The sequence below is a fragment of the Amaricoccus sp. W119 genome (assembly GCF_047275745.1).
Classification (GTDB): domain Bacteria; phylum Pseudomonadota; class Alphaproteobacteria; order Rhodobacterales; family Rhodobacteraceae; genus Amaricoccus.
Map to the genome: position 1 here is coordinate 40,855 of NZ_JBKQWU010000007.1, position 13,992 is coordinate 54,846.

The following is a 13,992-nucleotide window of genomic DNA, read 5'->3' on the forward strand; positions in this document are numbered from 1 at the left end:
TTCACCCGAGCTTGACGTTATCGATGCCGACGATCTTGTCGTAGGTCCAGTAGAGCAGCAGGACCACGATGAGGAGCAGCGTCGCGAGCGCGGCCGCGAGCCCCCAGTTCAGCGATGTCGAGATGTGATAGGCGATCCGGTTCGAGATGAAGACGCCGGAGGTGCCGCCGACGAGTTCCGGCGTGATGTAGTAGCCGATCGACAGGATGAAGACGAGGATCGAGCCCGCGCCCACGCCCGGCACCGACTGCGGGAAGTAGACCCGCCAGAACGCGGTCCAGTCATTGGCGCCGAGCGATTTCGCCGCGCGCACGTAGGTGGGCTTGATCCCCTTCATCACCGAGAAGAGCGGCAGGATCATGAAGGGCAGCAGGATATGCGTCATGGTGATGATCGTGCCGGTGGCGTTGTTGATCATCACGAGCCGGTTGCCGGTGTCGATGATGCCGAGCCAGACCAGCAGGTCGTTGATGACGCCCTGCTGCTGGAGCAGCACCTTCCACGCGGCGGTTCGCACGAGAAGCGAGGTCCAGAACGGCAGGAGCACGAGGATCATCAGGAGGTTCGACGTGCGAAGCGGCAGGCTCGCCAGCAGGAAGGCGATCGGATAGCCGAGCAGGAGGCAGGCGAAGGTGATGCCGAGGCTCATCAGGAAGGTCCGGATGAAGAGCTTCACGTAGATCTGGTTGCCCTCCGGCTCGGACACGACGCCTTCGGGGCTGAGCCGCATGTCGACCGCGTTCAGGAGGTAGCCCGAGGTCAGGTTGCCGGAATAGAGCTTGATCGTCTGCCAGACCCGCGGATCGCCCCATTTGCGGTCCGCCTCGATGAACTGTTCCTTGGCGGGGAGCGCGGGATCGATGTCGCGCAGGTCGCGACCGACACCGCGCAGCAGCGACGACATGCCGGAATATTCGTAGTTCAGGCGCTGGCCGAGGCGGCTCTGGGTCTTTTCCTCGACCGCGACGGTCAGGTCGTCGCGGAGCGCCGCGTAGGCGGCCTCGCCCGGCAGTTCCTCCTGTCCCGGGTCCCAGTCGGCGAGTTCGACCACGGTCTTGGGCAGGGTGTTGGGCACGATGTCGTTCTCGACCGAGCGGAACAGCATGTCACCGATCGGGAGCAGGAAGCTCATGAGCACGAAGATGAGCAGCGGCGCGACCAGCATCAGCGCGCGCAGCTTCTGCGCGCGGAGCGCGCGCCTGAGGCTCACGCGCAGCGGCGTGCCGTCCGCGGCGAGCATCGGGCCGGCAGGGGCGTCGGTCATCTCGGTCTCCCTCTTGGTCGGTATTCCCGATCGGTATCGTCAGTCGGCATTCCCGCTCGTTATCCCCGGGCGAAGTCGGCCGCCCGGGGGGTTCCGTCGGCGTTACTGCGCCAGCCAGGCCTGGAACTTGGCCTCGACCTCGTCCTGGTTGTCAGCCCACCATTCGATGTTGTTGACGAGGTAGTTCTTCATGTTCTCCGGGTTGGTCGGCATGTGCGGCGCCATCTCGATGCCGAGGACGGCATGCTGGCCGACGAGCGGCTGCGACGAGGCGCGGGCCGGACCATAGGAGATGTAGGCCGCCTGGTCGGCGAGGCGCTGCGTATCGGTCGCGAAGCGAAGGAAATGCATTACGCGCGCCAGGCGGTCCTCGGGCAGATCGGCCGGAACGATCCAGCCGTCGAAGTCGAAGACCTCATAGTCCCAGAGCATGGCCACCGGCTGCTTCTGCTCCTCGATCACCGAGAAGAGGCGGCCGTTGTAGGTCGAGCCGAACACGGCTTCCTTGTCGGCGAGCAGCTGCGGCGCCTCGGCGCCGGCGGACCACCAGATCGTCTGGCCCTTGATCGTGCCGAGCTTCGCCAGCGCCTTGTCGACGCCCTCCGGGGTCGAGAGCACGTCGTAGAGTTCGTCCTTGGTCACGCCGTCGCAGAGCAGCGCCCATTCGAGGTTCTTCTTCGGCCGCTTCTCGAGCGCGCGCTTGCCGGGGAACTTTTCGAGATCAAAGATGTCGCAGAGTTGCGTCGGCACCTCGCCGTTCCATTCGGCGATATCGGTGCGGTAGCCGAAGGTGGTCGAGAAGACGATCTGCGGGATGAAGCACTCGTTGATCAGCGCGTCGCCGAAGTCGTCGGTCGGTGCCTCGCCGCCATTGCCGGGCACGAGCACTTCGTCGAAATCGATCTCCATGGCGAGGCCCTCGTCGCAGAGACGCTGGCTGTCGGGCCCCTCCACATCGACGAGATCCCAGGTAACGTTGCCCGCCTCGAACTGCGCGCGGAGCTTCGCAACCGCCTCGTTAGAGCTTTCGTCCCAGGTGAAGGTCGTTCCGGTAAGCTGCTGATAGGGCTCGGCATAGGCCTTTTGTTGCGAGATCTGGTAGGCGCCGCCCCAGGAGACGACGGTCATCGAATTCGCGCAACCCTCGCAGGGCGGCAGTTCGTCCTGCGCGAGCGCGGCGCTCCCGGCCGCGAAGGCCGGGAAGGCGGCTGCCATGAGAAGATGTCTGAGGCGCATCGGAAACTCCTGTCCAAAATCTGTTCTTGATTCACCTCTCGCCCCGATGCCGGAGCGGGAAGTCACGCGGCGTCGAGCGCGCGGCAATCCGCGACGTCCCATCCGATCACGACGCGCTCTCCCGGGGAGAGGCGGCGCTGATCGACGGCGTTGCGGCATTTCATGATGAAATTGTCACTGCCCGCGACCCTGAGCCGGGTGCGGAACGTGTCGCCCATGTAGATGAACTCCAGAACCTCGGCCTCGAGCTTGTGGGTATCCGCGGGCATCCGCTCCTGCCGGTACTCAACCCTTTCCGGGCGGATCGAGACCAGCGTCTCGTCACCAGGCTGGGTGACGTTTACGGGAAGGGCGTCGATGATCGAGCCGTCCGAGAGGCGCACGACGCAGCGGTCGCCCGAGATCGTCTCGACCTTGCCCCGGAGCGTGTTGTTCTCGCCGATGAACTGCGCGACGAAGCTGTTGTTCGGCCGCTCGTAGAGATCCTCGGGCGGGGCGAGCTGCTGGATGACGCCGTCGTTGAAGACTGCGACCCGGTCCGACATCGTGAGCGCCTCGGACTGGTCATGCGTCACGTAGACGACGGTGATCCCGAGATTCTCGTGGATATGCTTGATCTCGAACTGCATGTGCTCGCGCAACTGCTTGTCGAGCGCGCCGAGCGGCTCGTCCATGAGCACGAGCTGCGGCTCGAAGACGAGCGCGCGGGCGAGGGCGACGCGCTGCTGCTGGCCGCCCGAGAGCTGCGCCGGCCGGCGGCCGGCGAAGGAGCCCATCTGCACCATGTCGAGGGCGCGGCTCACCTTCGTCTGTATCTCCGCCTTCGAGAGCTTGCGGACCTGCAGCGGGAAGGCGAGATTCTCGCCGATCGTCATGTGCGGAAAGAGCGCGTAGTTCTGGAACACCATCCCGATGTCGCGCTTGTGCGGCGGGATGTTGTTGATCGGCCGTCCCGCGAGGCGGATCTCGCCATGCGTCGCGGTCTCGAACCCGGCGAGCATCATGAGACAGGTCGTCTTGCCCGATCCCGAGGGGCCGAGCATCGTCAGGAACTCGCCCTTGCCGATCTCGAGGTTCAGATCCTTCACCACGAGCGACAGGCCGTCGTAGCTCTTCTGGACATGTTCGAAGGCCACGAAGGCCCGGTCCCCACCCTGAGCAATCATAGGTAGCTTATCCCCTCGCATCGCCGGACGCGCCGCTGCCCGGCCACCCGGAAGAAAACCACATCGGAGGAAATGACGCAAATATTCCGGGTGGATGCCAGTGAAACGCATACCCTGGCCGGCAACCCCTCGTCCTTTCCGCTCAGGCGCTGATTGATCAAGCAATAAATCAGCATCTGCGCGCCCGGTGAGCACAATGCGACATGATGCCTCCCGAAGACGGCGGCCCGGTCCGCTCCGCGGGGCGAGTCCGGGGCCGGAGGGGCAATCTCCGGGGAAACCGGCTTGCCTTTTGCGGATCGGTCGAATTTACATACTCCCGTACGAGCATGGAGACCGACCATACCATTTTTCAACGAGATGTACGACGGCGAGCAGATCAGGCCAGCCTACGCGCAGGTGATGGACTGGGTTCGTCGTACGCCGCCCGAGCAGCTGGAGTTGAAGAAGATCGAGGCCGAGGCGCTCTTCCGGCGCATCGGCATCACGTTCGCGGTCTACGGCGAGGGCGGCGACACCGAGCGTCTGATCCCCTTCGATCTGATGCCGCGGGTCTTCACCGAGGCCGAGTGGCGCAAGCTGGAGCGCGGCGTGAAGCAGCGCGCGCGCGCGCTCAACGCCTTCCTGTTCGACGTGTACCACCGATCCGAGATCGTGCGCGCCGGCAAGATCCCGGCCGAGCTCGTCTATCGCAACGAAGCCTTCGAGGCGGCGGTGGTCGGTATCTCGCCCCCGGCGGGCGTCTACAGCCATATCGTCGGCATCGACCTGGTGCGGACCGGCCCGGACGAGTTCTTCGTGCTGGAGGACAACTGCCGCACGCCCTCGGGCGTCAGCTACATGCTCGAGAACCGCGAGATCATGATGCGCATGCTGCCGGAGCTGTTCCGCGCCACGCGGATCGCGCCGGTGGACGACTACCCTGACCGGCTGCGGCGCACGCTCGAAAGCGTGGCGCCGGGCAAGTGCGACGGCGATCCGGTCGCGGTCCTGCTGTCGCCCGGCGCGTTCAACAGCGCCTATTACGAGCACTCCTTCCTCGCGGACCAGATGGGGATCGAGATCGTCGAGGGGCAGGACCTCTTCGTGCAGGGCGATTTCGTCTACATGCGCACGACCGAGGGGCCGCGGCGGGTCGACGTGATCTATCGCCGCATCGACGACAGCTTCCTCGACCCGCTCTGCTTCCGGCCCGACTCGATGCTGGGCGTGCCGGGGCTCATGAACGTCTACCGCTCGGGGGGCGTGGCGATCTGCTCGGCGCCGGGCGCGGGCGTGGCCGACGACAAGGCGGTCTACACCTATGTCCCGGACATGATCCGCTTCTACCTCGGCGAGGAGCCGATCCTGAAGAATGTCCAGACCTGGAAATGCGCGGACCCGAAGGACCTGAAGTACGTCCTCGAGAACCTGAAGGATCTCGTGGTCAAGGAAGTCCACGGCTCCGGCGGCTACGGCATGCTGGTCGGGCCGAAATCGACCAAGGAGCAGATCGCGGCCTATGCCGAGCGCATCAAGGCCGATCCGGCGGATTTCATCGCCCAGCCGACGCTCGCGCTCTCGACCTGCCCGACCTTCGTGGACGAGGGGCTGGCGCCCCGGCACGTCGATCTCCGACCCTTCTGCCTGGTCGGACGCCAGGTGCATCTCTGCCCGGGCGGGCTGACCCGCGTCGCGATGCGGGAAGGGAGCCTCGTCGTCAACTCGTCGCAGGGCGGTGGCGTCAAGGACACTTGGGTACTCGCGGATTAAGGAACGGGCATGCTCAGCCGCACGGCGGAAAATCTCTACTGGCTCGCTCGGTACATGGAGCGGGCCGAAACCATGGCGCGCCTGCTCGAGGTCGGCTACCGGATGGCGCTGATGCCCTCGACGGGGGCTGGCTATCGCAACGAATGGGCCTCGCTCCTCGCCGCGGCCGGCTCCTCCTCCGGCTTCGAGGCCAAGTTCGGCGAGGACTTCCGGCAGCGCGACGTGGAGACCTGGCTGTTCTACGACCGGGAGAACCATTCGAGCGTGACAAGCTGCATCGAGACCGCGCGGCAGAACGGCCGGGCGGTGCGTACGGCGCTGACCTCGGAGATGTGGGACGCGCTGAACGGCGCCTATCTCGAACTGAAGGAAATCGAGCGCCGGCCGCGCACCGACGACCTGCTGCCATCGCTGACCGAATGGACCAAGCGCCAGGGGGCGCTGCTGCGCGGCGCGACCGAGGGGACGCATCTTCAGAACGACGGCTACGACTTCCTGAACCTCGGCTATTACATCGAGCGGGCGGACAACACCGCGCGGCTCCTGGACGTGAAATACTACGTGCTGCTGCCGACGCTCGACATGGTGGGCGGCTCGGTCGACACCTACCAGTGGAGCACGCTCCTGCGCGCGCTTTCGTCCTTCCGGGCCTTCCACTGGGCCTCCGGGGGTGAGTATTCGCCGCGGAAGATCTCGCATTTCCTCATTCTGAACCGCGCTTGCCCGCGCTCGCTCCTGCACTGCCATGACAAGATGGCCTTCCATCTCGAGCGGTTGGCCGTCTCGCATGGCCGCTCCAACGTCGCCCATGACCGGATGCGCGTCGCGCTGGCCGAGCTGACGGGGATGGATCTCGATCAGATCATGGAGACCGGGCTGCACGAATTCCTGACCGGCTTCATCAACCAGAACGCGGCCATCGGCCAGGACATCGCCGACGGCTATCTCTTCGGAGTCCAGTGAATGCTCCTGAACATCCGCCACACCACCGTCTATGCCTTCGAGGCGCCGATGCGCTTCGTGACGCAAAGCCACCGGCTGACCCCGGTCTCGAACGGCGGCCAGAAGGTCCGCTCCTGGTCCATCTCGGCCGAGGGCGCGGAATTCGGCGCCGCCTTCACCGATGGCGCGGGGGACCGGGTGACGACGATGACCGTCCAGGGGCCGGTCGACCGGATCGAGATCCTCGTCGCGGGCGAGGTCGAGACCGCCGACACCACCGGGGTCCTGCGCGGGCATCGCGAGCTGGTCTCGCCCGTCACCTATCTGCAGCCGACGGCGGCCACCGCGCCGACCGGCGCGCTCGCCGAACTGGTGAAGAAGACGGTCGAGGCGGCGCATGGCACCGAGCTTTCCCGCGCGCATCGCTTCAGCGAGGTGGTCTCGGAGGCGATCGCCTATGTGCCCGGCTCGACCCACGCCCATACCACCGCCGCCGAGGCGGTGGAGCTTGGCGAGGGGGTCTGTCAGGACCACGCGCATGCCCTGATCGCCATCGCCCAGGCCGGGGGGCTGCCGGCGCGTTATGCCTCGGGCTACCTGCTGGCCGATGACGAGGCGGCGGAGAGCGATGCGAGCCATGCCTGGGCCGAGATCAACATCGCGGGGCTCGGCTGGGTTGGCTTCGATCCGGCGAATGCCTGTTGCCCGGATGAGCGTTACGTCCGACTGGGATCGGGCCGCGACGCGCGGGAGGCCGCGCCGATTCGCGGTGTATCGCGCGGCGGCGTCGGCGAGGCGCTCGATGTCCGGGTCGAAATCGCACAGCGGCAACAGTAACGAGCACGGCCGGGGACCGTCATCGGAATGACCTATTGCGTTGGCCTTCGGTTGAACGAGGGGATCGTGATGATGTCCGACACCCGGACCAACGCCGGCCTCGACAACATCTCCGTCTATCGCAAGATGTTCGTCTTCGAGGAACCGGGCGACCGGGTGATCACCATCATGACTGCGGGCAGCCTCTCGATCACCCAGACGGTGATCTCGAAGCTCCGGCATGAGGTCGAGAGCGTCGATGCCTCGCCGAAGACTTCGATCATGCTCGCCGAGACGATGCTCGACGTGGTCGAGATCATCGGCCAGGCCCTGTCGGATGTGACCGCCTCGATCGGCGAGAAGATGAAGCGGATGGACAGCCGGCAGCCCTCCGCCGCGATGATCGTCGGCGGACAGCGCCGGGGCGGCGACGTGCGTCTTTTCCTGATCTACGCCGAGGGCAACTTCATCGAGGCGACCGAGGACACGCCCTATTTCCAGATCGGCGAGCACAAGTACGGCAAGCCGATCCTCGACCGGGTGGTGAACGTCGAGACCACGATCGAGGAGGGGCGCAAGGTGGTGCTCCTGTCGATGGATTCGACCATGCGCTCGAACCTTTCGGTCGGCATGCCGCTCGATCTGGTGACCATACGCCGCGACAGCTACCGGATCGCGGGCCGCGAGCGGATCGAGCCGGGCGACCCGACCTTCACCGCCATGTCCGACGCCTGGAGCCGCGCGCTCCGCGACGCCTTCATCAACATGCCGGGCTGACCCGCACGGGCGCGGGGGTCAGAGCAGCCGCGCGCGCAGCCGCGAGTATTCCGCCTCCGTGATCGTGCCCGCCGCCCGGAGCTTCGCGAGCTTCTCCAACTCGTCCGCCGTCGAATAGCCGACAAACCTGCGCAGATCTTCGCGGGCCTGCATCGTGCGCGCCTGCTGGCGCTCGGCCATCCGGTCGCCCTGGTCCAGCAGGTAGAAGAACACGCCGAGGAACGGCAGCAGCATCAGCACGATCACCCAGACCACCTTGCCGAAACCGGTGATGTCATGGCGCCGGAACAGATCCGCGAAGACGGTGATGAGAAGCCAGCTCCACATCACGAACAGGAAGATCGTCAGCAGGTTCAGCAGGAAGTACCAAAACGCGTAGCCATCACCCATCGCCAATCTCCCGATCCGCGCCCCTCGCGCGCCCAATCCTGCTCTAGCGCCCTTGCCGCGCCCATGCCTTGATCTGCGTCAGCCGGTCACGCGGGCTCGGAGACAGGCGTCGAGGCGGGCATCGCCGTCTCGATCAGCTTGGCCCAGTAGGAGCAGCCGTAGGGGATGAGCTCGTCGTTGAAATCATAGGCCGGGTGGTGAACCTTCGCGGTATCGCCGTTGCCGACGAAGATGAAGGCACCCGGGCGCGCGTTCAGCATGAAGGAGAAATCCTCCGCCCCCATCATCGGCTCGCCCTCCGGATCGACGCGCCCCGGGCCGACGATCTCGGCGGCGACGCGCGCGGCGAAGGCGGTCTCGGCCTCGGTGTTGCGGGTGACGGGATAGTTGCGGAGGTAATCGACCTCGGCGCTCGCCCCATGCGCCGCCGCCACGCCTTCGACGAGCGTCTTGAGGCGGGCCTCGATCATGTCCTGAACCTCCGTGTCGAGCGTGCGCACCGTGCCCCGCAACTCGACCTGTCCGGGGATGACGTTGAACGCCTGGCTGTCGGTCTGGAAGCTCGTGATCGAGACGACCGCGGATTTGAGCGGGTCGGTCGCGCGCGAGACGAGTGTCTGGAGCGCCAGCACGATCTGGCTCGCGACCACGACCGTGTCGACGCCGTTGTGAGGCTGCGCCGCGTGGGCGCCCTTGCCGGTCACCCGGATCGTGAGATGGTCGGCCGCGGCCATCATCGGCCCCGGGCGGATGCTGAAATCGCCGACCGCGAGGCCGGGGTAGTTGTGCATCCCGTAGACTTCCTGGATGCCGAACCGCTCCATCATGCCGTCATTGACCATCTCGCGCCCGCCGCCGCCGCCTTCCTCGGCCGGCTGAAAGATCACCACGGCGGTTCCGTCGAAATTGCGCGTCTCGGTCAGGTAGCGCGCGGCGCCGAGCAGCATCGCGGTATGGCCGTCGTGCCCGCAGGCATGCATGGCGCCGGGCGTCTTCGAGGCATAGGAGAGGCCGGTGATCTCGGTCATCGGCAGCGCGTCCATGTCGGCGCGAAGCCCGATCACGCGGCCCGAGCCGGTGTCGCGGCCGCGGATCACGCCGACCACGCCGGTCCGGCCGATGCCCTCGACCACCTCGTCGCAGCCGAACTCGCGCAGCTTCGACGCCACCAGCGCGCTGGTGCGATGGGTGTCGAACAGAAGCTCGGGATTCTCGTGGATGTCGCGACGCCAGACGGTGATATCCGCCGCGAGATCGGCGAAACGGTTCAGGACGGGCATGGCTGTCGTGCCTTTCTAGCAGGGCCGCGTCTTGGGCGGCAGGTGTTCCAACCGGGGACCGCGCGAAGCAGTGTGCGGGGTCCCGGAAAAGAAATGGATGTCGCGGGCCGGTAGTTTCGCGACGCTGAGCGCCGGCCGTCGGATGACGGCGACGCGCCCTTGCGAAACGCGAAGCTGTCCGTCGGGAAGGGCCGGATAAATCATCTGGCGCGCCGGCATGATAGGGTGGGCAAGAATGTCCGGGAGACGAGAATGTCGGTCATGGGCCGTTCCGGGTCTGCCCGGTCAGTTTCGCCCCGCCCGTCGGCGCGCGTCAAGGCCGCTCAGGATCGCATGGCTCAATATGAGGCACACGATTACATGTTGTCGGATGGTCGGCTCCGGAGGTAACCTCGCCCTGTCTCAGCGGGGCGATCGCGCGAGACGGGCCGGGATCACACATCCGGGGGAATTCATGGATGCTTGACGGGACCGAACCCGTCCTCGACGTCGCCGACCTAAGAACCATGTTCCAGACCCGCGACGGGGGCGTCTACGCCGTGAACGGCGTGAGTTTCTCGATCGCCGCCGGTGAGGTCCTGGGCGTCGTGGGCGAGAGCGGATCGGGAAAGTCCGTGGCGATGATGTCGGTCATGGACCTTCTGCCGAGCCCGCCGGCGAAGATCATGGGCGGCCGCGTCCTCTACCGCGGCCGGGATGTCCGGACGATGTCGAAGGCGGAGTTGCGCGCGCTCCGGGGCGGCGAAATCGGGTTCGTCTTCCAGGACCCGATGACGAGCCTCAACCCGGTGCTGACCATCGGTTTCCAGATCATGGAGCCCTTGCGGGCGCATCTGGGTCTTTCGAAGGCGGCGGCCCGCGTCCGGGCGGCGGAGCTGCTGCGCCTCGTCGGCATCCCGGAAGCGGAGTCGCGCCTCGACGATTACCCGCATCAGTTCTCGGGCGGCATGCGCCAGCGCGTGATGATCGCGATCTCGCTCAGCTGCGATCCCAAGGTGGTGATCGCCGACGAACCGACGACCGCGCTCGACGTGACGATCCAGGCGCAGATCGTCGAACTGATGCGCGAACTGCGGGCGAAGCTCGGCACCGGGATCATCTGGATCACCCATGACCTCGACCTCGTCGCGGAGATCGCCGACCGGGTGATGGTGATGTACGCGGGCCAGGTGGTCGAACACGGGCCGGTCGGCCGGCTGTTCGCGGACCCGCGCCATCCCTATACCCGCGCGCTGCTCGCGACGCGGCCGAACGCGGAGGGGCCGCGGCGCCGTCGTCTGCGGGTGATCGCGGGGCAGCCGCCCCGGCTCTCCGCCCCGCCGAGCGCCTGTCCGTTCGTGCCGCGCTGCCGGAACGCCTTCGACCGCTGCCGGGTGGAAAATCCGCCCCGGATCGCCGTCGATCCCGGCGATCCCGCGCATGACGTCGCCTGCTGGTGGGACGCCGGGACCGATCTTCCCCGCGTGGTGCCGCCCGATGCTTGACGCGCTCGCTCCCCGGCACCCGCTGCTGCGCGTCCGCGGGCTCCGGATGCATTTCCCGGTCGTGCGGGGGCTCCTGCGGCGTCCGGTAGGGACGATCAAGGCGGTCGATGACCTCGATTTCGAGATCGCCCGGGGCGAGGTGCTCGGCCTCGTCGGCGAGAGCGGCTGCGGCAAGTCGACCGTCGGCCGCGCGATCCTGAGGCTCTACGACCTGACCGCCGGGCGGGTCGAGCTGGACGGCAAGGATATCGGCGGGCTCTCGGGCAAGGCGCTCCGGGCGATCCGGCCCCGGATGCAGATGATCTTCCAGGACCCGCAGGCGAGCCTCAATCCCAGGATGACCGTCGCCTCGATCATCGCCGAGCCGCTCGACGAGCACACGAGGCCGAGCAGGGCCGGACGCCGGGCGCGGGTCTTCGAGCTCATGGACGCGGTCGGCCTCGTGCGCGGCTTCGCGAACCGCTATCCGCATGAATTCTCCGGCGGTCAGCGGCAGCGCATCGGAATCGCCAGGGCGCTGGCGCTCAATCCCGATTTCGTGGTCTGCGACGAGCCGATCGCCGCGCTCGACGTCTCGATCCAGGCCCAGGTCGTGAACCTGCTCGAGGATCTGCGCGCGTCCTTCGGTCTCACCTATCTCTTCATCAGCCACGATCTGTCGATGGTGAGACATCTCGCCGACAGGGTGGCGGTGATGTATCTTGGCAAGATCGTCGAGATCGGACCGCGGGAAGCGATCTATGGCTTTCCGCTGCATCCCTATACCGAGGCGCTCCTCTCGGCTGTGCCGGAAGCCGGCGGCCGGCGCGGGGAACGGATCATCCTCAAGGGAGATGTGCCGAGCCCGCTCAGACCGCCTTCCGGCTGCGCCTTCAGGACCCGCTGTCCGAAGGCCTTCGACCGCTGTGGCGTCGAGACGCCCGCGCTCTCCGACCTCGGCCAGGGGAGGCGCGTCGCCTGCCATCTGACCGGACGGCCGCCGCCTGAAGCCGTCTAGACGATCCCGCCTGACCACCGACCCGGAAGACCATGGGGAAACGAGGAACAAGATGAGACTGCGACACATGCTGACGGGCGCCGGCGCCGCCGCGCTGATGGCTTCCGCCGCCCACGCCGAGCGCGGCTCCGATGGCGAGGTCCGGATCCTCTATTTCCAGGCGATCTCGATCATGACGCCGTATCTGTCGAGCGGCACCAAGGATATCGAGGCCGCGAGCCTCGTGATCGAGCCGCTGGCTCGTTTCGACAACGAGGGGCGTCTGGTACCTTACGTCGCCGCCGAGATCCCGACGGTCGAAAACGGCGGCGTCGCCGAGGATCTGAAATCGATGACCTGGAAGATCAGACCCGACATCGTCTGGTCCGACGGGACGCCGGTCACAGCCGAGGATGTGATCTTCACCTGGAAATACTGTACCGACGAGAACGGCGGCTGCGCGCAGGAGCCTTATTTCGCCGATGTGACCAATGTCGAGGCGATTGACGAGAAGACCGTCAAGATCAGCTTCGGAGTGCCGAAACCCTACCCGTACAGCGCCTTCGTCGGCGCGCAATCGCCGGTCATCCAGGCGGCGCAATTCGCGAACTGCCTCGGCACCGCGGCGCCGTCCTGCACGGAGGCGAACACGAAGCCGGTCGGCACCGGTCCCTTCGTGGTGACGGATTTCAAGGCGAACGACGTGGTGACGCTCGCGGCCAATCCGAATTACCGCGATCCGGCGAAGCCCGCTTTCGCGACCGTGGTGCTGAAGGGCGGCGGCGACGCGGCTTCGGCGGCGCGCTCGGTGCTCGAGACCGGCGAATTCGACTATGCCTGGAACGCGCAGGTGGAACCGGAGATCCTCGCGCAGATGGCCGCGGCCGGGAAGGGCGAGATCATCTCGGCTTTCGGCACGCTGGTCGAGCGCATCATGGTGAACCAGACCGACCCGAATCCGGGCCTCGGCGATGAACGCTCGACCGTCGCGCATCCGCATCCCTTCCTGACCGACCCGAATGTCGTGAAGGCATTGAGCCTCGCGATCGACCGCGAGATCCTGGTCGAGACCGGCTATGGAGAGGCCGGCCGGCCGACCTGCAACCTCGTGCCTGCGCCGGCGTTTCAGGACTCGCCCAACAACGACTGGTGCCTGAAGCAGGATCTGGATCAGGCCAACCAGCTTCTGGACGACGCCGGCTGGGCGATGGGCGGCGACGGCGTACGCGCGAAGGACGGCGTGCGGATGTCGGTCCTCTACCAGACCTCGGTCAATTCGGTCCGCCAGGCGGCGCAGGCGCTCATCAAACAGTGGTGGAACGAGATCGGCGTCGAGGTCGAGCTGCGCCAGATCGATCCGGCGGTGTTCTTCGGCGGAGACCCGGGCTCGCCCGATACCATCCAGAAATTCTACGCCGACCTCGAGATGTATGCGAACAACTTCGAGGGCACCGATGCCGAGAAGTATCTCGGCGACTGGGTCTGCGCCGAGATCCCGAACCAGTCGAACGGCTGGCAGGGCGGCAATCACGCGCGCTATTGCGACGCGGAATACGACGCGCTGAAGGCGGAACTCGCGACCACGGTCGGTGAGGAGGAGCGCGCCGCGATCACGATCAAGCTCAACGACAAGTTCGTGAACTCCGCCGCGATCATTCCGCTCATTCACCGCGGGCGCGTCTCGGCGAAGTCGAACACGCTCGGCGGCGTCGCGCTCAATCCCTTCGACAGCGAACTCTGGAACGCGGCCGACTGGCACCGGGTCGAATAGGCGGGGTCGACAGGCGGGAGCGCGAAGCGCGCGCCCCGGATCACCGCCGGACGCCCTCTGGCGCCCGGTCGGGATCGAGAGCCAGCCCAATCGGAACCTGATCAGTCAGACTCATTCCCTGCCCGCGGGGCGCCAGCG

12 protein-coding genes are annotated in these 13,992 nt (G+C 66.4%); 7 read left to right on the plus strand and 5 right to left on the minus strand.

The annotated features are described in order from the left end of the window. Position 1 precedes the first annotated feature (1 nt). The 3 genes from ACLJK8_RS06240 to ACLJK8_RS06250 all read right to left on the minus strand — a co-directional run bounded on the left by ACLJK8_RS06240 (position 2) and on the right by ACLJK8_RS06250 (position 3,666). On the minus strand, positions 2–1,264 hold the full coding sequence (locus tag ACLJK8_RS06240; RefSeq protein WP_413149243.1) for an ABC transporter permease: 1,263 nt from the start codon (positions 1,262–1,264) through the stop codon (positions 2–4). A 102-nt stretch (positions 1,265–1,366) separates the two neighbouring features. After that, the gene (locus tag ACLJK8_RS06245) at positions 1,367–2,500 is read right to left on the minus strand and encodes an extracellular solute-binding protein (protein WP_413149244.1); all 1,134 of its coding nucleotides are present in this window, start codon (positions 2,498–2,500) and stop codon (positions 1,367–1,369) included. 62 nt (positions 2,501–2,562) lie between these two features. Further along, positions 2,563–3,666, minus strand: a complete 1,104-nt coding sequence (locus tag ACLJK8_RS06250; RefSeq protein WP_413149245.1) for an ABC transporter ATP-binding protein — start codon at positions 3,664–3,666, stop codon at positions 2,563–2,565. A 360-nt stretch (positions 3,667–4,026) separates the two neighbouring features. On the opposite strand from ACLJK8_RS06250, the gene ACLJK8_RS06255 reads away from it, so the two are divergent. The 4 genes from ACLJK8_RS06255 to ACLJK8_RS06270 are packed head-to-tail and all read left to right on the plus strand — an operon-like array spanning position 4,027 to position 7,953. Beyond that, a complete protein-coding gene (locus ACLJK8_RS06255) occupies positions 4,027–5,418 on the plus strand; it encodes a circularly permuted type 2 ATP-grasp protein (RefSeq protein WP_413149246.1) in 1,392 nt (463 codons plus the stop codon). Positions 5,419–5,427: 9 nt separating this feature from the next. Then, on the plus strand, positions 5,428–6,381 hold the full coding sequence (locus tag ACLJK8_RS06260; protein ID WP_413149247.1) for an alpha-E domain-containing protein: 954 nt from the start codon (positions 5,428–5,430) through the stop codon (positions 6,379–6,381). Then, entirely contained in the window at positions 6,382–7,197 is an 816-nt protein-coding gene (locus tag ACLJK8_RS06265) for a transglutaminase family protein (RefSeq protein WP_413149248.1), read from the plus strand. A gap of 27 nt (positions 7,198–7,224) precedes the next feature. After that, the gene (locus tag ACLJK8_RS06270; RefSeq protein ID WP_413149249.1) at positions 7,225–7,953 is read left to right on the plus strand and encodes a peptidase; all 729 of its coding nucleotides are present in this window, start codon (positions 7,225–7,227) and stop codon (positions 7,951–7,953) included. Between the two features lie 18 nt (positions 7,954–7,971). Here ACLJK8_RS06270 and ACLJK8_RS06275 read toward each other — a convergent pair whose 3' ends face one another. Continuing rightward, positions 7,972–8,343 carry an SHOCT domain-containing protein gene (locus ACLJK8_RS06275; protein ID WP_413149250.1) on the minus strand — a complete coding sequence of 124 codons (372 nt, stop codon included), beginning with the start codon at positions 8,341–8,343 and terminating at the stop codon, positions 7,972–7,974. A gap of 86 nt (positions 8,344–8,429) precedes the next feature. After that, positions 8,430–9,623, minus strand: a complete 1,194-nt coding sequence (locus ACLJK8_RS06280; protein WP_413149251.1) for a M20 aminoacylase family protein — start codon at positions 9,621–9,623, stop codon at positions 8,430–8,432. Positions 9,624–10,081: 458 nt separating this feature from the next. Between ACLJK8_RS06280 and ACLJK8_RS06285 the strand changes: the two genes are divergently transcribed. Genes ACLJK8_RS06285 through ACLJK8_RS06295 form a run of 3 tightly spaced genes read left to right on the plus strand, consistent with a single transcriptional unit; the run spans position 10,082 to position 13,854 of the window. Continuing rightward, entirely contained in the window at positions 10,082–11,107 is a 1,026-nt protein-coding gene (locus tag ACLJK8_RS06285; RefSeq protein ID WP_413149252.1) for an ABC transporter ATP-binding protein, read from the plus strand. Next, positions 11,100–12,104 (plus strand): ABC transporter ATP-binding protein, encoded by a 1,005-nt coding sequence (locus tag ACLJK8_RS06290; protein WP_413149253.1) that lies wholly within the window; start codon positions 11,100–11,102, stop codon positions 12,102–12,104. Before ACLJK8_RS06285 ends, ACLJK8_RS06290 begins: the two co-directional genes overlap by 8 nt. A 52-nt stretch (positions 12,105–12,156) precedes the next feature. Beyond that, on the plus strand, positions 12,157–13,854 hold the full coding sequence (locus ACLJK8_RS06295; protein ID WP_413149254.1) for a peptide ABC transporter substrate-binding protein: 1,698 nt from the start codon (positions 12,157–12,159) through the stop codon (positions 13,852–13,854). The last annotated feature ends 138 nt before the right edge of the window (positions 13,855–13,992 follow it).

Excerpts from the sequence above, each read along its gene's own strand:
- ACLJK8_RS06260 (WP_413149247.1), top strand. The coding sequence starts at position 5,428 with ATGCTCAGCCGCACGGCGGAAAATCTCTACTGGCTCGCTCGGTACATG.
- ACLJK8_RS06280 (WP_413149251.1), bottom strand. The coding sequence starts at position 9,623 with ATGCCCGTCCTGAACCGTTTCGCCGATCTCGCGGCGGATATCACCGTC.
- ACLJK8_RS06290 (WP_413149253.1), top strand. The coding sequence starts at position 11,100 with ATGCTTGACGCGCTCGCTCCCCGGCACCCGCTGCTGCGCGTCCGCGGG.
- ACLJK8_RS06265 (WP_413149248.1), top strand. The coding sequence starts at position 6,382 with ATGCTCCTGAACATCCGCCACACCACCGTCTATGCCTTCGAGGCGCCG.
- ACLJK8_RS06250 (WP_413149245.1), bottom strand. The coding sequence starts at position 3,666 with ATGATTGCTCAGGGTGGGGACCGGGCCTTCGTGGCCTTCGAACATGTC.
- ACLJK8_RS06275 (WP_413149250.1), bottom strand. The coding sequence starts at position 8,343 with ATGGGTGATGGCTACGCGTTTTGGTACTTCCTGCTGAACCTGCTGACG.
- ACLJK8_RS06270 (WP_413149249.1), top strand. The coding sequence starts at position 7,225 with ATGACCTATTGCGTTGGCCTTCGGTTGAACGAGGGGATCGTGATGATG.
- ACLJK8_RS06295 (WP_413149254.1), top strand. The coding sequence starts at position 12,157 with ATGAGACTGCGACACATGCTGACGGGCGCCGGCGCCGCCGCGCTGATG.
- ACLJK8_RS06245 (WP_413149244.1), bottom strand. The coding sequence starts at position 2,500 with ATGCGCCTCAGACATCTTCTCATGGCAGCCGCCTTCCCGGCCTTCGCG.
- ACLJK8_RS06240 (WP_413149243.1), bottom strand. The coding sequence starts at position 1,264 with ATGACCGACGCCCCTGCCGGCCCGATGCTCGCCGCGGACGGCACGCCG.
- ACLJK8_RS06285 (WP_413149252.1), top strand. The coding sequence starts at position 10,082 with ATGCTTGACGGGACCGAACCCGTCCTCGACGTCGCCGACCTAAGAACC.
- ACLJK8_RS06255 (WP_413149246.1), top strand. The coding sequence starts at position 4,027 with ATGTACGACGGCGAGCAGATCAGGCCAGCCTACGCGCAGGTGATGGAC.